A 19,702-nucleotide genomic window follows, 5' to 3' on the forward strand; every position below is an offset into this window, starting at 1 on the left:
TCGGCTGCAAGGGCAAACGCCAGATCTTTTGGCGAATTCCGAAAAGCTTACCGCGTTGCGTTGACGATGGCGTCGGCGAGACGCTCGATGCGCTCATCCCCGAGCCCGGCGATATTGATCCGGCTATCATCCAGCATATAAACGGCATTTTCCGTTTTCAGGCGGTCGATGACCGGCTTGGGAAGCCCCAAAAGCGAAAACATGCCGCGGTGCTCGGCGACGAAATCGAAATCCGAGCTGTTCGAGCGCGCGCGGATGGCGTCGGCCAGCTTTTTCCGATTCTCGACCATGCGGGTGCGCATGGCTTCGAGTTCGGCCTTCCACTCGGCTTTGAGCGCCTCGTCCTCGAGGATGATGCGGACGATTTCCGCGCCATGATCGGGCGGCTGGGAATAGGCCGAGCGGATAATGTTGAGCATCTGCGAGTTCGCCGTATCGGCCTGGGCCACGTCGCGCGCGACGACCATCGCGCAGCCGACGCGTTCGCGGTAGAGCCCGAAATTCTTCGAGCAGCTTGTCGCGATCGCAACTTCGGGGAGAACGCCGACGACCGCGCGGGCGCCATAGGCGTCTTCCTCAAGCCCATCGCCGAAGCCCTGATAGGCGAGGTCGATAAAGGGGAAGGCGCCAGTCTTTTGCAGCGAGGCGATCACTTGGTCCCATTGTTCGGGGGAAAGGTTCGCGCCCGTCGGGTTGTGGCAGCAGCCGTGCAGGAGAACGATATCGTTCTTGCCCAGCCCGTCGAGGGTGGCAAGCATCTCCTCGAACCGGACCTTACCCGTCTCTGGATCGAAATAGGGGTAGGTCTTGACCGTGAAGCCGACGTTTTCAGCCATCGGCTTGTGGTTGGGCCATGTAGGGTCGGACACCCAGAGTGTCGCGTCAGGGTTCCCGCGCTTTAAAAGCTGCATCAGCACCCAGAGCGCGCCGGTGCCACCGGGCGCCTGTGCGGCGCGTACGCGATCTTCAGGCACCGCGCCATCGAGCGCGAGACCGACCATCGCCTTGGAGAAGGCCCTGTTGCCGGCGACGCCGATGTAGGTCTTGGTCCTGGCGGTTTTGAGAATACGCTCCTCGGCCTTTTTGACCGCGCTCATGATGGGCGTGTTGCCGTCGTCGTCCTTATAGACGCCGATGCCGAGATCGATCTTGTTGGGCCGATCGTCGGCGGCAATTTCCGCCATCAGCGCGAAAATCTTGTCCTGGGGTGCCTTGGAGAATGCTTCGAACATGGTGCCTCGCGAAATCGAGGAGAAAAGGTGCGCGGCGCCCGTTATAGAGGGCGTGTGCGACATTGCAATGGGTATTGCTGGCGGTGTTGGTGTCGCCCCCCCCTCTCGTCATCGCCGGGCTTGACCCGGCAACCTCGCGGCCAACCCTCCGCACGGCGCTTGGAGATATACTGCAAGGTCCGCGGGTCAAGCCCGCGGATGACGACGGAGAGAGGAGTGCAGGTCTGCGGCATAGCAAGCGTGCGAGACATCAGCTCCCGCCCAACCGCTTTTCCAACTCCACTGTAAGCTGCGGGACGACCTCGAACAGATCCCCCACCAGCCGGTAGTCCGCGATCTGCATCAGCGGCGCGTCCGGATCATTGTTGATCGCGACGATCTTGCGCGCGCCCTGTATGCCGGCGAGGTGCTGGAGCGCGCCGGAAATGCCGATGGCGATGTAGAGGTCCGGGGCGATCGCCTTGCCGGTCTGGCCGATCTGCCAGTCGTTGGGTGCGTAGTTGGCATCGACCGCCGCACGCGTGGCGCCGACGGCGGCGCCGAGAACCGCGGCGAGTCTTTCGATCATCCCGAAATTGTGGGTCGAGCCGAGCGCTATTCCGCCCGCGACGACAATGCGCGCGGTCGAGAGGTCCGGGCTGTCGGACACCGTGCGATGCGCGACGAGGAACTCAGCAGCCTCCGCGACCGAAGTCGTGGGGGCTGCCAGAGGTTCGATTGGCGCAGATCCGTCCGAACGCACGGGCGAAAAGGCAGAAGGGCGGATAGTGAGGACAACCTTGTCCTCGTTGCAGCTGACCGTCTCAATCGCGTTGCCCGCATAAATCGGACGGTCGAAACGGTTGGGACCGTGCACCGCGGTCACGTCCGTCACCGGGCTCACGTCGAGCTTTGCGGCAAAGCGCGGCAGGACATCCTTGCCGATGGCCCCCGCGACGGCGGCAAAGTGCGAATATTCGTCCTTGAGCGCGAGGAGAACGCCGGTCAGCGCCTCCGCCCCGCGTGCCTCAAGCGCCGCATCGTCCAGCACGCGCACCTTGCGCACGCCCTCGATTGCGGCAGCTTGGCCGCCCACAACGCCGACATTGGCGCCGATGACGAGGATATCGATGGGCAACCCCATGGGCGCGAGCGCCGCGACGGCGCGCGCGGTGGTTGCGGAAAGCTGGCTGAGATCGTGTTCGGCAAGAAGGGCGATGGCCATTATGTGCGCTCCCCCGCCGTGGCGGTTTCGGCGATGATATCGACAAGTTCGGCGACCGAGCCGACAGCCTGCCCTCCGGTTCTCTCGGGCGGCGGCGACACCTTTTCGACCGTCAGACGCGGCGCGATGTCGATCCCAAGATCCGCCGCCGGGCGCGTGTCGACAGGCTTTTTCTTGGCCTTCATCACCTGCGGCAGCGCGGTGTTGCGCGGTTCGTTCAAACGCAGGTCAGCCGTCACGATGGCGGGGGTTTTGAGCGCGTAGGTCGCGCGGCCATAATCGACCTCGCGGGTGATCTTGAGCCCGTTGTGGTCGACCTCGATCCCGGACGCAAACGTGGCCTGCGGCCAATCGAGAAGACCTGCAAGCATCTGGCCGGTCTGGTTGGCATCGTCGTCGACCGCCTGCTTGCCCAGCAGCACGAGATCGGGCTTTTCCTCCTCGACGACGGCCTTCAGGAGCTTGGCGACGGCGAGCGGTTCGGTGCGCGCCTCGGTGACAAGATGAATGCCGCGATCGGCGCCCATGGCGAGCGCGACAAGCAGCACGTCATTGGCCTTGGCCGGACCGATGGTGACCGCGACGACTTCGTCGGCATGACCATGTTCAGCAAGTTGCACCGCGGCCTCGACGGCGTGTTTGCAAAACGGGTTGATCGAGAACCTGGCGTTGTCGGTATCCACGCCCGATCCGTCGGGCCGCACGCGGATGCGGACGGTATGATCGACAACCCGTTTGACGGCCACGAGAATTTTCATTGCCAAGATGCTCCCGGTCGCAAAGCTCCGGCATGTCTTTGCAAATCGGGGCGCGCGCGGCAAGCTGGCGCCCCTGAAAAATCGCGCCATTTGCGCGCCGGTTTGGAGAACGTCAATCCGCTGGCCGGTGGAACGCGGGCTTTTCGCCCTGCTCCCCGATCACAAACACATCATAGCGCGTGGTTTTCCCCACAATCTGATGGGACGGCTTGCGTAGACCGGGCAAGGGCGAGGCGCGCAGCGGCCATTTGAGGACGACGCGGCGCGCGCCCGAGGATAACGCAGCATCCATCAGAGCGCCCGCATCCGGGTCGGTCCCGACGATATCGCGCAGGATGCGCATCTCCTTTTTGACGAGCGCGGATTTGACACGCGGCGGGTGCATGGGATCGACCAGAACGACTTCGGGCGCAAGCGTTTCCAGAAGGTCTTTTGCGTCCCCATGGAGAAGCCTCATACGCCCGACGACCTGCGCATAGTCCTCCCCGGCGCCCCGCGCGGCCTCGAGCGCACGCGCCAGTGCCGCGTGAACCACCGGACTGCGCTCGATCATCGTCACCGTCGCGCCAAGGCTTGCGAGCAGAAATGCATCGCGCCCCATGCCTGCCGTTGCATCGACGACGAACGGGTTCGCGCCCCTGGCCATCCCAACGGCTCTGGGCAGAGCCTGCTTGCGCCCCTCCCCTTGCCGCAAGCGATAGCCGACGGCGCCGCCGACGAAGTCGATAGTGAGCTCGGTTTCCATGCGCTTTCCATGCCGGAAGCCGCGTGCGACGTCAAAGTCTATCGCTTTTCCAAAGCCTGCCATTGACGCGACGGAACAAGGCGCAGAAAGTGCGCGCTTACTGATTTCTCCTCAGGTTCCTTTATGCCCGTCATCAACCGCGTAGCCGAATTCCAGGCCGACATTGCCGCTTGGCGGCACGATTTCCACGCCAATCCCGAACTGCTCTACGATGTTCACCGCACCGCGCAGACGGTCGCCGAAAAGCTCAAGAGCTTCGGTGTCGATGAGGTCGTGACAGGGATCGGGCGTACAGGCGTCGTCGGCATCATCAAGGGCAGATCGGACACTTCGGGCAGGACCATCGGGCTTCGCGCGGACATGGATGCCCTGCCGATCACCGAGCGCACCGGCAAGCCTTATGCCTCAAAAAACACCGGCAAGATGCACGCCTGCGGGCACGATGGACACACCGCCATGCTTTTGGGCGCGGCCCGTTATCTCGCCGATACGCGGAATTTCGATGGTTCGGTCGCCGTGATTTTCCAACCCGCCGAAGAAGGTGGCGCGGGCGGCAAGGCGATGATCGACGATGGGCTTATGGAGCGCTTCGATATTTCCGAGGTTTTCGGCATGCATAATATGCCGGGTATTCCGCTGGGGCGTTTTGCCATCCGCGAGGGAGGCATCATGGCGGGGACCGACGAGTTCGTCATCGAGATCACGGGGCATGGCGGGCACGCGGCGATGCCGCATCTGGCAGTCGATCCGGTGATCGTTTCAGCGCATGTCATAACGGGTCTGCAAACGCTCGTCTCGCGCAATGTCGACCCGATCCGTTCAGCGGTCCTTTCGGTCACCAAGATCAATGCAGGGACCGCACATAACGTTATTCCGCGAACCGCGAAGATCGCCGGCACCGTGCGGACGCTCGACGAGGCGGTGCGCAACCGGATGGAAGAGGGTATCAGGCGGCTCGCGCCGCAACTGGCGCAGGCCTTTGGCGCGGAGGCGGCGGTTTCCTATCACCGGGGCTATCCGGTCACGGTCAACACGCCGGATCAGACGGCGTTTTCGATCGCGGTCGCGCGCGAGATCGCCGGGGATGATCGGGTCGATCCCCGCGTCGATCCCACCATGGGCGGGGAGGATTTCGCCTATATGCTGCAGGCGCGGCCGGGCTCGTATATCTTCCTCGGCAATGGCAAGAGCTCCGAGCTCCACACCGACACCTACGACTTCAACGACGAGGCCATCCCCTATGGCGTGAGCTATTGGGTGCGGCTGGCCGAGCGTGCGCTGCCGGTGGGTTAAACCGAGATCGTCTCAGGGTTCACTCCGGCGCCCAGATCGACAAACGCAAAGCCGTTGCCTTCGAGCGCCAACGTCTCGCCCTTGAGCGCGGCGCCTTCGGAGATGGCGTCGAGCGTGATGTCATCGGGCAAGCCCTTGAACGCGATCTTCTGCGCCTTGGCCGATAGGTTGAAAACGCAGAGCATGGCTTCGTCTCCCGCACTGCGGGCGAAAGCGAAGACGGGCGGCTTGGCATCATAGAAATGGATGTCGCCCACCGTCAGCGCCGGATGCGCGCGGCGGAAGGCCAGCATGGCGCGGTAGAAATGGAGCGGTGCAGCAGGGTCTTTCTCCTCGGCCGCAACGTTGCGGGCAAGCTGGGGCGGCTTGACCGGGAGCCAGGGCTTTCCGTCCGAGAACCCGCCGTTTTTCGCGTCGGTCCAGGGCATCGGTGTACGGCACCCGTCGCGGCCCTTTATGGCGGGCCAGAAGCGGATGGCGGGCGGGTCGGTCAGTTCCTTATATTCGAGTTCGGCCTCGGGCAGGCCCAGTTCCTCGCCTTGGTAAATGCAGACCGAACCCTTGAACGAAAAGAGCATGGCGGCGGCGAGCCGCGCCATGGCGTCCGGGGTTACCGCATGGGCTTCCCAGCGGGAGACGTGGCGCATGACGTCGTGGTTGGAAAAGCTCCAGCACGGCCAGCCATCCGGCGCGCCCTTGAAGAACTCCTCGATGCGCGAACGGAAATGCCTGGGCGCGAAATCGGGGCCGAGCATGTCGAACGAATAGCACATGTGCAGGAGGTCATCGCCAGCGGTATAGGCGGCCATGATCTCGATGGCACGGTGCGCTTCACCGACTTCACCCACTGTCGTCGTGCCGGGAAATTCGTTCATCAGCGCGCGGACGCGCTTGAGGAACTTGATGTTTTCCGGGCGGTTCTTGGAATAGAGATGAAGCTGCATGTCGTACGGATTGTTCGCCGGCGGCTTGCCTTTCTGCTTGGGCGCCGGCGGATTGTCGCGCAGCTTCTTGTCGTGGAAGTAGTAGTTGACCGTGTCGAACCGGAAGCCGTCGACGCCCCTTTCGAGCCAGAACCGCATGACATCGAGCACCGCGTCCTGCACTTGGGGATTGTGGAAATTGAGGTCGGGCTGACCGGTCAGGAAATTGTGCAGATAGTACTGTCTCCGCGTGGCATTCCATTCCCAGGCCGGACCGCCGAAAACGGAGGGCCAATTGTTCGGCGGCATACCGTCTTTGCCCGGCTCGACCCAAACATACCAGTCCGCACGCGGATTGGTCCGCGAGGCCTTCGATTCGATGAACCAGGGGTGCTTGTCCGAGGTGTGGCTGACGACCTGGTCGATGATGACCTTGAGGCCGAGTTCGTGCGCTTTTTCGACCACCGCGTCGAAATCGGCGAGCGTGCCGAAGAGCGGGTCGATATCGGTATAGTTCGAGACGTCGTAGCCCATATCCGCCATAGGCGAGGTGAACACCGGGCTGAGCCAGATCGCATCGACGCCGAGGCCCGCAACGTGTTCGAGGCGCGAGAGAATCCCGCGCAGATCGCCAACGCCGTCCCCATTGCTGTCCTGAAAGGAGCGCGGATAGATTTGGTAAATGACGCAGCCGCGCCACCAGTCGTTCATACTACTTCCCCAAGCGTCCAAAGCGATTTGGGCGCACCGTAGCGGCGGCGCATGGAAATGCAAGAGGCGGTTTCAAATCCAGGATCAAACCCATTGGAGACTCACCATGCCCCACATCCTACGCGCCGCGGACGCCAGCCGGACGATCACGTTCGAAGGCGCGCCGTTCGGTGCGAACATCTCGTTTTTCGCCGTCGATTCGGGACCCGGCGCGCATGTCGGGCTGCACGTTCACCCCTACACCGAAATCTGGATCGTCAAATCGGGATCGGTGCGTTTTACCGCCGCCGGAGAAAGCCATGAGGCGGGATCGAATGACATTTTCATCGTCGAACCGCAAACGCCGCACGGCTTCACCAATATCGGACCGGACCGGTTGGAGATGATGTGCATCCACGATAGCGGGACGATTATTCAGACGTTTCTGGATGAGGCGGAGAGCTAGCTTGGAAGTCGGACGTGCCCAGGCTTGCGGCAATTGGTGACGGATGGCGCAAGAGCCGATACCGGCACGCGGACCCTGCCCCAGGACAGGCCCGGCGATACTCCCGGTTTCTCACAAACTTATCCCCGCCCCCGAAACGTCAAGTATGATGCTTTCCACGGACCCGCTTGATGGGCGCAGGCGCAACGAACGTTTGGGCGGGACCGGTCCGGGTCCGATGGGAGTCGTCCCAGCGGAGGCCCGAACGTCACCGTGGCCAGCCACAGCGATCCTGTGGTCACCGGGGAAACCTGGCGGGGATTGGCCCCAGCCCGAGCGGACGCCAAGCCAAAAATCCCGGTCGTATGCGGCGAGGCTCGCTTCGCACTTTAATAATCAGTATGAGGCGCGTCTCGCCGCATACCGTCCACATTTGCAAACCCCGGAGCCCGAGGGCCGTCGGGCCGATGAGCATGTCCGCAAAAGTCGATGGGCAATTCATGCCCGCTGGACGACACTCGATAAATATGCACCAATACCTACGCGTGTTGGGAAGCGCCCCCTATTCAGCGGGAACGCATGAGCGATAAAAAGTATTTCGACGAAATGCTCAATGCGGACGGTTCGGTCCGCGATCCCTACCGCATATTGGGGGAATGGCTGGACAGCCAGCCCACACAAGCCCTCAGGCAGCTCTCGCGCGATGCCGAGACGATCTTCCGAAGGCTGGGGATTACCTTCGCGGTTTACGGTTCGAACGAATCGACCGAACGGCTCATCCCGTTCGACGTGATCCCGCGCGTCATCTCGGCGGCCGAATGGCGGCGGCTCGAAAAGGGGATCGAGCAGCGCGTCAAGGCGCTCAACATGTTCCTTTACGATCTCTACCACAATCAGGAGATCGTCCGGGCCGGGCGCATTCCCGAAAAGCTCATCGTCCAGAACGAGGCGTTCTGCCCGCAAATGATGGGATTGAACCCGCCGCGCGGGATCTATTCGCATATCATCGGGGTCGATATCGTCCGGGTGGGGCCGGACGAATTCTACGTACTCGAGGACAATCTGCGCACGCCCTCGGGGGTCTCCTATATGCTCGAGGACCGCGAGGCGATGATGCATCTCGTCCCGGACCTCTTCCACAAGCTCAAGGTCGCGCCGGTCGAGACCTATCCCGAAAACCTCCGCCGCACGCTCGAAAGCGTCGCGCCGGAAAGCTGCACGGGCGCACCGAACCTCGTCGTGCTGACGCCGGGCATCTACAATTCGGCCTATTTCGAGCACTCCTTCCTCGCCGACCAGATGGGCGCGACGCTGTGCGAAGGGCACGACCTCTTCGTCGAGAACGGCAAGGTCTATATGCGCACCACGCTGGGACCTGAGCGGGTGGACGTCATCTACCGACGAATCGATGACGACTATCTCGATCCCCTTACCTTCCGCCCCGATTCGATGCTCGGAGTACCCGGGCTGTTCGATGCCTACCGCGCCGGAAACGTCACGCTCATCAATGCGCCAGGCACGGGGATCGCCGACGATAAGGCGGTCTACACCTACGTCCCGCAGATCATCGAGTTCTACCTCGGGGAAAAGCCGATCCTCAAAAACGTGCCGACCTACAACTGCACCGACGACGAACAGCGCGCCTATGTGCTCGATCACCTCGAAGAGCTGGTGGTCAAGGAGGTTCATGGCTCCGGCGGATACGGGATGATGGTGGGGCCGACCTCGACCAGGAAGATGCGCGCCGAGTTCGCCGAGAAGATCAAGGCCCGGCCGGACAATTACATCGTACAGCCGACCCTCGCGCTGTCGACGTGCCCCACCTTCACCGGCAAGGATATCGGCGCAAGGCATGTCGATCTGCGCCCCTTCGTTCTCGTGGGGGACCAGATCCGCATCACACCCGGCGGGCTCACCCGCGTGGCCCTCAAGCAGGGGTCTTTGGTGGTCAACTCCTCGCAAGGGGGCGGCACCAAGGACACCTGGGTTCTGGAGGATTGAGCGATGCTGGGAAGAACCGCCGCCAGCCTCTTCTGGATGTCGCGCTATGTCGAGCGCGCCGAAAACATCGCCCGGCTCCTCGAAGTCGGATACCGCATGAGCCTCACCCAACGCGAGGAAGATGGCGCGAACGATCATCTGGTGTCCATGCTCCAGGCCGCCGAGGCCGACGAGGATTTTGCGCGCAAGCACGATGTAACGGACGTGGCTTCGGTCGCGCATTTCATGCTGTTCGACACCGACAATCCCAATTCGGTGAAATCCTGCCTCGAAAAGGCGCGCATGAATGCCAAGGCCGTCAGAACGGCGATCACCACGGACATGTGGGAGAGCCTCAATTCGACATGGCTGCACTTCTCGCAGGTCCAGCCGAGGCAAGTGCTGGGCAACAAGCTTCCGGGCTTCCTGCAATGGGTCAAGCACAGCTCGCACGAGTTCCGCGGCGCGCTATTGGGGACAATCCTGCGCGATGACGGCTTCGCCTTTGCCCAGGCAGGAGGCTTCATCGAACGGGCGGACAACACCGCGCGTATCCTTGACGTCAAATATTACGTGCTCTTGCCGCGCGCTTCCATGGTGGGCGGGGATGTCGATATCCAGCAATGGACGATGATCTTAAGGGCAGCGTCGGCGCACCGGGCCTACCGGCATGTCTATCACGACCGGTACAAGGCCTGGAACATTGCGGATTTCCTGATCTTCCGAAAGGAGATGCCGCGCTCTCTCGCCTTCTGTGTCACCTCGGTGACCGCGATGCTGGGGATGCTCGAACAGGTCTATGGCGAACCTTCGAGCTGCCATGACGATGCGATCAGGATGGCGCAGCATTTAACGACCGGCAGCATGGACAAGGTCTTCTCCGAAGGGCTGCACGAATATCTCACCGGGTTCATCGCATCGAACAACGCGCTGAGTTCGGCGATCTCCGAGAGCTACAATTTTTATTAGGGAGCGGGAAATGCGCATATCCATTCGCCACGAATTCCGCTTCGCCTACCCCGAAGGCACGCAGCATGCGGTCCAGCACCTCCTGTTGACTCCCACCCCGACAAAGGCGCAGGCGATCGCGGAATGGTCGATTGCCATGCCGGGTATCGAAGGTGCCGCGCAATTCGTCGACGCATTCGGCAACACGGCGCATCTGGTCAACCAGACACGGCCGGACGACGATCTCTTCATCGCGGTTTCGGGCGTGGTCGACACGCACGATACGAGCGGGGTCGTGGGTTGGGTCGAAAGCGATCCCAACATCGCGCTCTTCAAGCGCATAACGGCGCAAACCCGCCCCAATGGACACCTGGTCAACCGGCTCAAAGCCCAGCAGAAGGCGGGAATGGCAGATGTCGAGCTCTTCCACTGGCTCATGGGCACGCTTTATGAGGCGCGGGTTGTGCAGGCGGACGATGAGGACGACGGAGAAGACCCCCTCGATATAGTAGCCGAGGACCACGCACATGTTTTCGTTGCCGCCTTGCGAGGCATCGACATTCCGGCGCGGTTCGTGACCGGATACGTGCTGGGGGAAGCAGACGCCCCTGCCCGGTTGCATGCCTGGGCCGAGGCATTCGATCCAGGGCTCGGCTGGATCGGGTTCGACCCTTCAGCCAATCTGTGCCCGACCGAAGCCTATGTGCGGCTTGCTGCGGGACTCGACGCGGAAACCACGGCGCCGGTGCGCCTGGTGCCCGATCTTTCGCCCGACGGTGATGAAACCGTTCGGGTATCGCAGATCATGATGAACCAGCAGCAATAGGACTAAGGACCCAGCACCAGCAGCCACGCGGAAATGGTTATGATCGAAGCAACCGTCGAAAACAGGATGGTGTTGGTCGCGACGTCGATCGAGCGGTTGTAATAGGTTGCAAAAATATAAGCGTTGATGCCGGTCGGCATTCCAGCGAGCAGGACGCCGTAGCGCGCGATATGCGGGTCAACGCGAAGGATCGGCACCATCACGATCCAGGCGATCAGCGGGTGCGCGATCAGTTTGAGCCCGCTCATGATGGCGGCTTGCGAGAGGTTTTCGGCGAGCTTGTAATCGTTGAGCGCGCCGCCAAGCCCGAAGAGCGCGACCGGCATAACCGACGAAGCCAGGAGAAGCGTCGTATCTTCGAGCACGCCGGTTAGCCGAATGCCGAGGAGGTTCCCGGTCACCCCGAGCGCGATGCCGATCAAAAGCGGATTGGTGACCGCGCTTCTCACCCCCTGCAGGAGCGCCGTCGAAAGCTTGCCCCCATCGCGCCGGGCAAGCTCCATGTAGAGCATTCCACCGGTCATCAGGAGCGGCGCGTGCAGGCCGATGATGGAATAAACCACCGGCATGGCCTCTTCCCCGTAAGCACGCTGCATGATCGGCAGACCGACGAGGACGGTATTGGTGAACATCGCCGCAAAGCCCACGGCGACGGACTCTCCCGGGCTGCGGCCGAAGAATTTCCGTGCCGCCAGCGACCCGAAGACCATCATCAGCACCGCGCCGAGATAGAACGGCCCGATGATCGCGGGATTGAACGCCGCTCCGAAATCCACCGTCAGCATGGCACGGAACAGGAGCGTCGGGGCGGCGAAGGTGTTGACGAAGCTGATCAGCCCGCCGACCCCCTCGCGCGGGTAAACCCGCAGCCGGACGGCGGTATAGCCGAGCGCGATGAGCGCAAAGACGGGGGCGACGACGTTGAGGACTGAAAGCATTGATGGGGCAAAGCGCTATCGGATGGTATGATGCCGACAAGATACGCTTTGCGCCCCGCGGTCAATGGCTACGCAGAGCCCCAATCCGGAAACGGGTCGGGGAGACCGGCCCACAGCTCGGGCGTGAACATCACATCGGGCTCAAGGCAAGCATCAAGACAGTCTGCCAGCCCGTACGAAGCCAGTGCCCGACCCCGCTCTCACCGGGCGCTTATCGAGACGACGCTTCGCGCTCAACGCACTCTCAAGAAGAACGGCGTCGGATCGGGCTTCAATCTGCCGCGTCGTATACGGCGAGGAGGTTCGGCAGGACGGCGAGCTGCCAGTTGATCGACTCGCCTGCCGCTAATGCCTTGCAGGCCGAATTGGCCGCATGGATCGCGGCAAAGGCGAGGATACGCTTGCGCTTGAGGCCGAGCTTTTCGGAATAAAGATCGGCCATGGCGTTGATGCGGGTTGGATTGGCGGCAAGTTTCACTTCGCCCCAGGGATGCATGAAGCTTGGTGCCAGGTCGTAGGCAGGATCGCCTAGAAGCCCGACCGGAATGCCCGCGATCCAGCCGCGCTCCGCAAGAAAGACGTCATCGTGATAGACGTTGCCGTGGAGCGGTATCTGGGCGTGCGGCTTGTCGAACACCGAATACGCGATACCGACCGACCGCGCGAAGAGATCGCGCGCCGTATCGGGCCAAAAGCGCACATCGGCGGCAAAAAAGTCCGCGAAATGCTCCCGCAAGTCGATCAGATTCTCGGGAGGATCCGGCCTGTAGACGTGGAGCATACCGACAAGATTGGCGATGGCGCTCATGGCCTGGGCGTCCTTGCCGTCCTTTGCCGGCACCGAGAGTGTCGTGCCTTCGACCCATTCGGTCAGAAGGCACTCCGGTGTCGAGCCGTAGTGCCGCACCGCGCCGTCGCCGCGATACCACTCGAGCAGCCGTCCGGCCCGCTCACCGATGCCGTCGGGCGACTTGAAGATACGTAGTGCCGCGCGACTGTTGTCCTCACGCTGGACACGATAAATCCAATAGGACGGCGTTTCGGCAACCGGTGCGAGCTTGGACAGGCTCCACCGGATCGTCGCCTTGTTGAGAATGGTTTCGTTCGGTTGTGTACCGATCTTCAGCCCCCGTCTGACACATGCTCTGCCGATTTCGGCAGAATCAGTTGGACACTGTCACCAGTGTTTCTGTTTTGAGCAAGTTTGTCGACGGCAAGTGGTTCCAATTTATGGCAGAACCGGATGAATGCGATCTATTGCCCTTTGGGCCGGGCTGACCATGCGATCATATCGATAGGTTGATGGGCGGCATTCGCAGCGCAATGAACACTGCCGTTAATGAGGCTTTTATCGAGGTCGATCAGGCGTGCGATGGCGATGTTGAGCATATGGTCGACCTGGTCGTCCCTCCAGACCTCATTGGCCATCATCGCGCGCGCTTGTTCGAGCTTGTCCTTGGCAAGGATGTATGCGGACGGCACGGGCACTCTCCTGGGTCTTTTGCGTACCTCCTGCGTATGAGCCTCAAATGAGTCGGACCAGCGGCACTATCAAGCGATGCACAAGTGCGCGGCGTCATGGGTAACAATCGGGTAACCCTATCAGCGCAATTTTCGGCAAATGTGCGGATAAATGTACCCACTTCCGCGTTAACGGCCGTGCAAGGGGACGTGCATACATTCGACCGCGCGAAAGGAGGCGAGCTATGACGGCCCACGATCTCGATGGCGCACGCGTACTGGTTGTGGAAGACGACGTCCTTATCGCGCTGGATATCGCAGATAGTCTTGAGAAGGGCGGGGCAACAGTTGTGGGACCATGCTGCACGCTAAGCGCTGCGCACGAGGCGGCGTGCACGATGGACGTGGACCTTGCGCTTCTCGATGTCGACCTTTCCGGTGAAAAGGTCTTTCCGGTGGCGCGCATCCTGCTCACCCGCGGGATCCCGTTCATGTTCCAGACCGGACACAATGACCGCGACATACTGAAATCGGAGTTTTCCGACGTCCCCGTCCGCGCCAAGCCCGTCGAACCGCGAAGACTTCTCACCGAACTGAGCGCCCTTCTGCGCCTTGCCGCATAGCGTGAGGCTATGACTTCCTTTTTGGAAGGTTCTCGCGCTTTGTCTCGGCGAGGTCCTCAAGTTCCGTTTCGGTCATGGACTTTTCCATATCGCGAGCCGCGCCCTTGAGCTGACTTTTTGGGATTTCCCCGCGCTTGGCAGCAAGGGCCGCGCCTGCAGCTTTTTGTTGTGCCTTCGATTGTGCAGGCATTTGTCGTCTCCGATTGACATCAAAGGACGAACGCTTGGGCCGGACCAGTGTTCCCTACTTCAGCCTTTGATAAAGCGCTTTTCCAGCCAGCCAATGATGCGGGTGATAATCAGCACCAGCACCGCCCCGATGGCGGCGACGGTATAAAAACCGGCGCCGCAGGCCACGCCGATCGCGCCCGCCATCCACATCGTCGCACCGGTCGTGAGCCCTTTGACTTCGGCACCCGCCCGGATGATCGCACCGGCAGCGAGGAACGCGACACCGGCGGTAACGGCTTCGATGACGCGGATAGGATCGAGGCGCGCCGTGTCGCCCCCGAGTTCAGCCATCTCGTAGTAGATCTCAAAGGTCATGATGGTGAAAAGGCCCGCCGCGAGTGAGGTCAGCATATGCGTGCGCAGGCCTGCGGGGTGCCTTTTGAGTTCACGTTCGAGCCCGATCAACGCCCCGAGGACCGCAGCGATCAGCATCCGCACGGCGATAACGCCGAGCGGCGTATGGGTTGGATTTCCTGCCAGCGCTGCAATCGTGTCCATGCTTGCCCCAATTCCCACCGATATTTTCAACGCCGGCGCACACGTGCCGTTCCGCTTCAACTAAGGCACAAGCGGCCAGAATATCGGAATAAATATCATGGACATGGTGAAGACGACGAGATTGATCGCTATGCCGACGCGCACAAAATCGAAGAACTTGTAGCCGCCAGCGCTATAGACCAGCGTATTGGTCTGATAGCCGATCGGGGTCAGGAAGCTCGCGCTCGCGGCAAACATAACAGCCACGACGAACGGCCGCGGATCGAGGCCGAGGCTGGTTGCCAGCGCAATGGCGATAGGAGTGACGATGACAGCCACGGCGTTATTCGTGACGGCTTCGGTGAGGACCGAGGCGATAATGTAGATTACGCCCAATGCAAAGATCGGTGAAAGTCCGCCGAGGAACGGTGCGATGACCCCGACGATATTCTCTACGAGACCGACCTTTTCCATGGCCACGCCGATCCCGAGCATCGCGATGATGAGACCCAGTATGCGCCAATCGACGGCCTGTACGGCTTCATCAACCTCGACGCAGCGCGTCACCAGCACCGTCGCCGCGCCAATGACGGCGAGGCCGGCAATCGGCATGATGCCGAGCGCAGCGCCAACGACAACCGCGGCCATAACGCCGATCGCAAGCGGTGCCTTAGCGCGCCGGAACCCCCGGGCGGCAGGCTCAGACACGTTGACGAGGTCATAATCCTCCACGAGGCGCCGCAAATCTTCCTGCGCGCCTTCGACAAGCAGGGTGTCGCCCACCTCAAGCGCAGTCGTCTCGAAGCGCTCGGCAAGGTTTGCGCCGCGCCGATGCAGCGCTATGGGATAGACGCCGTACCGCCGGCGTAGGCGGAGGTGACGCAAGGTTTTGCCCAGAATACCGGAGTCGGGGCCGATTAGAACTTCGACGACGGTCGATGCACGTGCGCCGAGGGACTGCATATGCTCGGTCTCTGGCGCCGTGTTCAAATCGCCCTCCTCCTTCATGGAGAGCAATTCGGCGACGGACGTACGCAGAACCACGACGTCGCCGGGCTGCAAGACCACGTCGTGCATGTGCCGGCGTAGCGAGAACGTAGCGCGCAGGACATCGATCAACTGCCGGTCCGGCCGGTTGAAGGCAGCAACCTCACGCGCTTTCTTGCCAACATGGGGAGAGTTGTCCTCGATCACTGCCTCAAGAACGAACTTCTTGTTGTTTTCCGAGACGGAAAGCGAGGATACCGTCGTCCGGTCCGGCAGCAACCTCTTGACCAGCAGTATGACGCCAATACCGACTGTGGCGACAATGACGCCGAGCGGAGCGATCTCGAAAATGTGGAACGGCTCGATACCGTTCTGCTGAGCGACACTATCGACAAGGATGTTGGTCGATGTGCCGATCAGCGTGCACATGCCGCCGAGGATTGCAGCGAACGAGACGGGGATAAGCAGCTTGGAGGCCGAGCTTTTCATTTCCCGCGCCATGGCGACGGCCACCGGTATCATCAGCATCACGAGCGGTGTGTTGTTCATAAAGGCCGACATGACCGCGATGGCAATGAGGAAAAAGAGCAGGGTCCGCTGTGGGTGCACCTTTGCACGCGCGGTTACGCGGCGCGCGAACGCCTCGAGCGCACCGGTGCGCACAAGCGCTGACGAAATGACGAACATTCCCGCGATTGTCGCCGGCGCGCTGTTGGACAGCACACTCAGCAGGTCGTCGACCGAAAGCACGCCGACGACGAGAAGTACGGATACTGCCACGGCGGCACTGACTTCGGGAGAGCGCCATTCACGGGCGAATGCAACGAACAGGACAGCAACGACCGCCGCGACGATCAATGCACCGAATGGCTCGACAAGGCTAGCGATCAAATCCGCCTCCGCTTGATCTGCCGGGCATCCTATTGGAAGCGCAGGTTCGCGTGAACGCACAATTTGGTATCATCGCCCCTTGCCCCGTTTTATTTGCCCGGTCGGCTGTCCGCGATGAAGAACGGATTCGCAAAGTCGGTCTCATCGGCCTGATCGCGCTTGCCGTAAACTAAAGGCTCGTCACTGAGGGTCCGCACACGGCCGCCTGCGGCGCGCAATATGGCGTCGCCGGCGGCCGTATCCCATTCCATGGTGCGACCAAAGCGCGGGTACAAATCGGCGCGACCTTCGGCAACGAGACAGAATTTGAGCGACGAGCCAACCGAGACGAAATCGGTGACCGGGATAGTCTTGAGGTAGGTATCGAGTTCGGGCGTTGCGTGCGAACGACTGCCGACGACGCGAAGACCGTTCTCGCCGCAAGGCTGGCACGCGATTTTCCTGGCATCGGTTACGGTGCCGTTCGCGACGGCGGCATGAAAGGCACCTCCACCTTCACTGCCCCACCAGATTTGCCCGAGCGCGGGGGCGTAGACAACGCCGAGGACGGGAATACCTCTTTCAACGAGCGCGATGTTGACGGTGAACTCGCCATTGCGGGAGACGAATTCCTTGCTGCCATCAAGCGGGTCCACGAGAAAGAAGCGCTCGGCGCTTTCAGGTACGCGACCAGCGGCGACGGATTCCTCGGCGACGACGGGAATGCCCGGTGCAATCGCGCCCAGCCCTTCAAGAATAATGGCTTCGGCGCGCAGATCGGCTTCGGTGACAGGGGAGGCGTCGTCCTTGAGGGTAACCGCGAAGTCCTCACCGTAGATTCTGAGGATTTCGGCGCCGGCTTTAATGGCCAGCTCGATGATCGCGTCTATCTCTGGTCTCAATTGATCGCCCGGGAACGCCTAAAGAAGTGTCCAGAGAGGTACGCGATGCACTCTTGCGGCGCAAGGCTCGGGGTTGGCAACGGGTTCTGTTTGCAGCGCGCACGGGAGAAAATGGTGCTCGCACGCGCGTTTATTCAAGAGCAGACAGTGTTGAAGCGTTCGACACAGGCGGCGAGTGTTTCGTCGCCCGGACGCTTCCACCAATTGTCTTGCGAGAAGATTTCAACTTCCTGGGCTCCATGGAAGCCTGCGGCTTCGATCCAGCGGCGAATGCGTGGCAGGTCGATAACGCCGTCGCCCATCATGCCGCGGTCGAGCAGCAGATCTTTCGTCGGCACAAGCCAGTCACAGATATGGTGCGCGAAGATCGCACCCATCTGGCCGGCCCGGGCGATCTGTTGCTCAAGTTCGGGATCCCACCAGACATGGTAGACATCGATTGCGACGCCGACGCCGTCGCCGAGTTCCACACAGATATCGAGCGCCTGCCCGAGCGTGTTCACGCAGGCGCGGTCGGCTGCGTACATGGGATGGAGCGGCTCGATGGCGAGGGGGACATTGTTCCCGCGCGCGTAGGGCAGGATCGCCGCGATGCCGTCGGTCACCTGCTTGCGGGCATCGCCGATATCCTTGGACGATCCTGGCAAGCCGCCGACGACGAGCACGAGACAATCGGCACCGAGCGCGGCGGCCTCATCGATGGCGCGTTTGTTGTCGTCGATATTGGCCTGGAAGCCGGCGGCGTCCATGGCGGGGAACATACCGCCGCGGCAGTGGCCGGTGAGTTTGATGCCGTTGCCTTCAACGATCCGCACGGCTTCCTTGAGCCCGATGTCGTGGACCTGGTCGCGCCAGGGCGAAATCGAGGTGATGCCATGGCGCAGGCACCCGTCGACCGCATCGGCAAACCCCCAAGCGCCGCGCGTCGTGGCAAGGTTGATGGACAGGCCTTCAAGGCTCATTGTGTATTTCCCCCCGATTGCATCGGTGCCATTGCGGCCTACCCTTGCGCGATCCCGCGCACCGACATGACCTCGCGCATGCGCCTTTCGGCAAGCTCGGGGTTCATCAGAACGCGAGCGTCATCGGCCAGCCGGAACAGCTCGGCCAGATGTTGGGTCGAACGTGTGGACTCTTGTCCGCCGATCATCGTGAAGTGGTCCTGGAGGCCATTGAGATAGGCGAGGAACACGACGCCGGTCTTATAGAAGCGCGTGGGAGCCTTGAAGATATGGCGCGAGAGCGGGACGGTCGGTTCGAGAACGTCGTAGAATGCCTTTTCGTCGCCCTTGCCCAAAGCCTCGAGCCCAGCTGAAGCAGCGGGGGCGATGGCGTCGAAAATACCCAGCAGGGCATGGGAATACCCGGCATCGTCTCCCGCGATGAGTTCGGCGTAGTTGAAATCGTCGCCGGTATACATCTTGACGCTCTCAGGCAGGCGCCGGCGCATGTCGATTTCCTTTTCCTTCGAGAGCAGGGAAATCTTGATGCCGTCGACCTTGCTGGCGTTGCCCGCGATCACATCGAGCGCGATATCCATGGCCGCCATGTGATCGGCCTTGCCCCAATAACCTTCGAGCGCGGGGTCGAACATCTCGCCCAGCCAGTGGATGATGACCGGTTCGGCGACCTGCGAGAGAATGCGGTCGTAGACGCGCATGTAGTCGTCCGGCCCCGTGGCTGCGGCTGCGAGCGCGCGCGAGGCCATGAGGATGATGCGGCCGTTGTGGGCTTCGACCGCCTCGATCTGCTCTTCATAGGCCCTGACGATATCATCTATTGTGACGTCGGGGCCCGGCGCGACGTGGTCGGTGCCCGCACCGCAGGCGATCAGCGCGTCGTCTCGGCTCTCCGCCTCCTTAAGTGCGCGGCCGATCAGGTCTTTCGCTTCCGGCCAGCCAAGGCCCATGCCGCGCTGGGCCGTATCCATGGCCTCGGCGACACCCAGTCCCAAATCCCAGAGGTGGTGACGGAAAGCCACCGTCTTGTCCCAATCGATCGCGGGGGTAAGCCAGGGATCGGTGTCGGCGAACGGGTCGGCAACGACGTGGGCAGCGGCATAGGCGATGCGATTGAAACCGGAGGCCTTGCGCTTTTTGATTTCGACCGGCGCGTTCTTGACCGTGTAGGCCGAGACCGAGCCGTCGGCATTGGGCAGGTTGACCATAG

At 61.8% G+C, this 19,702-nt stretch carries 20 protein-coding genes; 6 read left to right on the top strand and 14 right to left on the bottom strand.

Annotated features, from left to right (window positions below; all coding sequences use genetic code 11):
* Window positions 1-47: 47 nt before the first annotated feature.
* From LG281_RS07925 to LG281_RS07940, 4 genes are all read right to left on the bottom strand, one after another.
* Window positions 48-1,232, bottom strand: coding sequence for an aromatic amino acid transaminase (locus LG281_RS07925; protein WP_404406068.1), 1,185 nt, complete (start codon window positions 1,230-1,232; stop codon window positions 48-50).
* A 250-nt stretch (window positions 1,233-1,482) separates the two neighbouring features.
* Window positions 1,483-2,436 (bottom strand): electron transfer flavoprotein subunit alpha/FixB family protein, encoded by a 954-nt coding sequence (locus tag LG281_RS07930; RefSeq protein WP_404406070.1) that lies wholly within the window; start codon window positions 2,434-2,436, stop codon window positions 1,483-1,485.
* Window positions 2,436-3,194: an electron transfer flavoprotein subunit beta/FixA family protein gene (locus LG281_RS07935; protein WP_404406072.1), complete on the bottom strand. Its 759-nt coding sequence runs from the start codon at window positions 3,192-3,194 to the stop codon at window positions 2,436-2,438. The genes LG281_RS07930 and LG281_RS07935 overlap by 1 nt, the downstream gene beginning before the upstream one ends.
* 112 nt (window positions 3,195-3,306) lie before the next feature.
* Window positions 3,307-3,939, bottom strand: a complete 633-nt coding sequence (locus LG281_RS07940; protein WP_404406074.1) for a class I SAM-dependent methyltransferase — start codon at window positions 3,937-3,939, stop codon at window positions 3,307-3,309.
* Window positions 3,940-4,062: 123 nt separating this feature from the next.
* Here LG281_RS07940 and LG281_RS07945 point away from each other — a divergent pair, with 123 nt between their 5' ends.
* Window positions 4,063-5,232, top strand: coding sequence for a M20 aminoacylase family protein (locus LG281_RS07945; protein ID WP_404406076.1), 1,170 nt, complete (start codon window positions 4,063-4,065; stop codon window positions 5,230-5,232).
* On the opposite strand, the gene LG281_RS07950 is transcribed toward LG281_RS07945, so the two are convergent.
* A complete protein-coding gene (locus LG281_RS07950; protein WP_404406078.1) occupies window positions 5,229-6,866 on the bottom strand; it encodes an alpha-glucosidase family protein in 1,638 nt (545 codons plus the stop codon). The genes LG281_RS07945 and LG281_RS07950 overlap by 4 nt on opposite strands.
* A gap of 106 nt (window positions 6,867-6,972) precedes the next feature.
* Here LG281_RS07950 and LG281_RS07955 point away from each other — a divergent pair, with 106 nt between their 5' ends.
* The 4 genes from LG281_RS07955 to LG281_RS07970 all read left to right on the top strand — a co-directional run bounded on the left by LG281_RS07955 (window position 6,973) and on the right by LG281_RS07970 (window position 11,044).
* Window positions 6,973-7,311 carry a cupin domain-containing protein gene (locus LG281_RS07955; protein WP_404406080.1) on the top strand — a complete coding sequence of 113 codons (339 nt, stop codon included), beginning with the start codon at window positions 6,973-6,975 and terminating at the stop codon, window positions 7,309-7,311.
* A 558-nt stretch (window positions 7,312-7,869) separates the two neighbouring features.
* Window positions 7,870-9,291 (top strand): circularly permuted type 2 ATP-grasp protein, encoded by a 1,422-nt coding sequence (locus LG281_RS07960; RefSeq protein ID WP_404406082.1) that lies wholly within the window; start codon window positions 7,870-7,872, stop codon window positions 9,289-9,291.
* A 3-nt stretch (window positions 9,292-9,294) separates the two neighbouring features.
* Window positions 9,295-10,239 (top strand): alpha-E domain-containing protein, encoded by a 945-nt coding sequence (locus LG281_RS07965; RefSeq protein ID WP_404406084.1) that lies wholly within the window; start codon window positions 9,295-9,297, stop codon window positions 10,237-10,239.
* Between the two features lie 10 nt (window positions 10,240-10,249).
* Window positions 10,250-11,044, top strand: a complete 795-nt coding sequence (locus LG281_RS07970) for a transglutaminase domain-containing protein (RefSeq protein WP_404406086.1) — start codon at window positions 10,250-10,252, stop codon at window positions 11,042-11,044.
* Between the two features lie 2 nt (window positions 11,045-11,046).
* On the opposite strand, the gene LG281_RS07975 is transcribed toward LG281_RS07970, so the two are convergent.
* The 3 genes from LG281_RS07975 to LG281_RS07985 all read right to left on the bottom strand — a co-directional run bounded on the left by LG281_RS07975 (window position 11,047) and on the right by LG281_RS07985 (window position 13,464).
* A complete protein-coding gene (locus tag LG281_RS07975) occupies window positions 11,047-11,982 on the bottom strand; it encodes an AEC family transporter (protein ID WP_404406088.1) in 936 nt (311 codons plus the stop codon).
* A 271-nt stretch (window positions 11,983-12,253) separates the two neighbouring features.
* Window positions 12,254-13,135 carry an aminoglycoside phosphotransferase family protein gene (locus LG281_RS07980; RefSeq protein ID WP_404406665.1) on the bottom strand — a complete coding sequence of 294 codons (882 nt, stop codon included), beginning with the start codon at window positions 13,133-13,135 and terminating at the stop codon, window positions 12,254-12,256.
* Between the two features lie 101 nt (window positions 13,136-13,236).
* A complete protein-coding gene (locus LG281_RS07985) occupies window positions 13,237-13,464 on the bottom strand; it encodes a hypothetical protein (protein WP_404406090.1) in 228 nt (75 codons plus the stop codon).
* A 224-nt stretch (window positions 13,465-13,688) separates the two neighbouring features.
* Here LG281_RS07985 and LG281_RS07990 point away from each other — a divergent pair, with 224 nt between their 5' ends.
* Window positions 13,689-14,066 (top strand): response regulator, encoded by a 378-nt coding sequence (locus LG281_RS07990; protein ID WP_404406092.1) that lies wholly within the window; start codon window positions 13,689-13,691, stop codon window positions 14,064-14,066.
* 7 nt (window positions 14,067-14,073) lie between these two features.
* Here LG281_RS07990 and LG281_RS07995 read toward each other — a convergent pair whose 3' ends face one another.
* The 6 genes from LG281_RS07995 to LG281_RS08020 form a co-directional block, all read right to left on the bottom strand.
* The gene (locus LG281_RS07995; RefSeq protein WP_404406094.1) at window positions 14,074-14,256 is read right to left on the bottom strand and encodes a DUF3008 family protein; all 183 of its coding nucleotides are present in this window, start codon (window positions 14,254-14,256) and stop codon (window positions 14,074-14,076) included.
* A 59-nt stretch (window positions 14,257-14,315) separates the two neighbouring features.
* Window positions 14,316-14,795 carry an MgtC/SapB family protein gene (locus LG281_RS08000; protein WP_404406096.1) on the bottom strand — a complete coding sequence of 160 codons (480 nt, stop codon included), beginning with the start codon at window positions 14,793-14,795 and terminating at the stop codon, window positions 14,316-14,318.
* 60 nt (window positions 14,796-14,855) lie between these two features.
* Window positions 14,856-16,652, bottom strand: coding sequence for an SLC13 family permease (locus LG281_RS08005; RefSeq protein ID WP_404406098.1), 1,797 nt, complete (start codon window positions 16,650-16,652; stop codon window positions 14,856-14,858).
* Window positions 16,653-16,741: 89 nt separating this feature from the next.
* Complete coding sequence (gene cysQ, locus LG281_RS08010; protein ID WP_404406100.1) at window positions 16,742-17,533, bottom strand: 3'(2'),5'-bisphosphate nucleotidase CysQ; 792 nt, start codon at window positions 17,531-17,533, stop codon at window positions 16,742-16,744.
* A 134-nt stretch (window positions 17,534-17,667) separates the two neighbouring features.
* Window positions 17,668-18,495, bottom strand: a complete 828-nt coding sequence (locus LG281_RS08015; protein ID WP_404406102.1) for a sugar phosphate isomerase/epimerase family protein — start codon at window positions 18,493-18,495, stop codon at window positions 17,668-17,670.
* 38 nt (window positions 18,496-18,533) lie between these two features.
* Entirely contained in the window at window positions 18,534-19,700 is a 1,167-nt protein-coding gene (locus LG281_RS08020; protein ID WP_404406104.1) for a dihydrodipicolinate synthase family protein, read from the bottom strand.
* Window positions 19,701-19,702 lie beyond the last annotated feature (2 nt).

It is taken from the genome of Pelagibacterium halotolerans (assembly GCF_044811015.1).
GTDB lineage: Bacteria > Pseudomonadota > Alphaproteobacteria > Rhizobiales > Devosiaceae > Pelagibacterium > Pelagibacterium halotolerans_A.

Coding starts and splice junctions, on each gene's coding strand:
- LG281_RS07950 (WP_404406078.1), bottom strand. CDS start 6,866: ATGAACGACTGGTGGCGCGGCTGCGTCATTTACCAAATCTATCCGCGC.
- LG281_RS07940 (WP_404406074.1), bottom strand. CDS start 3,939: ATGGAAACCGAGCTCACTATCGACTTCGTCGGCGGCGCCGTCGGCTAT.
- LG281_RS07925 (WP_404406068.1), bottom strand. CDS start 1,232: ATGTTCGAAGCATTCTCCAAGGCACCCCAGGACAAGATTTTCGCGCTG.
- LG281_RS07970 (WP_404406086.1), top strand. CDS start 10,250: ATGCGCATATCCATTCGCCACGAATTCCGCTTCGCCTACCCCGAAGGC.
- LG281_RS07945 (WP_404406076.1), top strand. CDS start 4,063: ATGCCCGTCATCAACCGCGTAGCCGAATTCCAGGCCGACATTGCCGCT.
- LG281_RS07965 (WP_404406084.1), top strand. CDS start 9,295: ATGCTGGGAAGAACCGCCGCCAGCCTCTTCTGGATGTCGCGCTATGTC.
- LG281_RS07995 (WP_404406094.1), bottom strand. CDS start 14,256: ATGCCTGCACAATCGAAGGCACAACAAAAAGCTGCAGGCGCGGCCCTT.
- LG281_RS08020 (WP_404406104.1), bottom strand. CDS start 19,700: ATGGTCAACCTGCCCAATGCCGACGGCTCGGTCTCGGCCTACACGGTC.
- LG281_RS08000 (WP_404406096.1), bottom strand. CDS start 14,795: ATGGACACGATTGCAGCGCTGGCAGGAAATCCAACCCATACGCCGCTC.
- LG281_RS07960 (WP_404406082.1), top strand. CDS start 7,870: ATGAGCGATAAAAAGTATTTCGACGAAATGCTCAATGCGGACGGTTCG.
- LG281_RS07955 (WP_404406080.1), top strand. CDS start 6,973: ATGCCCCACATCCTACGCGCCGCGGACGCCAGCCGGACGATCACGTTC.
- LG281_RS08015 (WP_404406102.1), bottom strand. CDS start 18,495: ATGAGCCTTGAAGGCCTGTCCATCAACCTTGCCACGACGCGCGGCGCT.
- LG281_RS07930 (WP_404406070.1), bottom strand. CDS start 2,436: ATGGCCATCGCCCTTCTTGCCGAACACGATCTCAGCCAGCTTTCCGCA.
- LG281_RS07990 (WP_404406092.1), top strand. CDS start 13,689: ATGACGGCCCACGATCTCGATGGCGCACGCGTACTGGTTGTGGAAGAC.
- LG281_RS07935 (WP_404406072.1), bottom strand. CDS start 3,194: ATGAAAATTCTCGTGGCCGTCAAACGGGTTGTCGATCATACCGTCCGC.
- LG281_RS07975 (WP_404406088.1), bottom strand. CDS start 11,982: ATGCTTTCAGTCCTCAACGTCGTCGCCCCCGTCTTTGCGCTCATCGCG.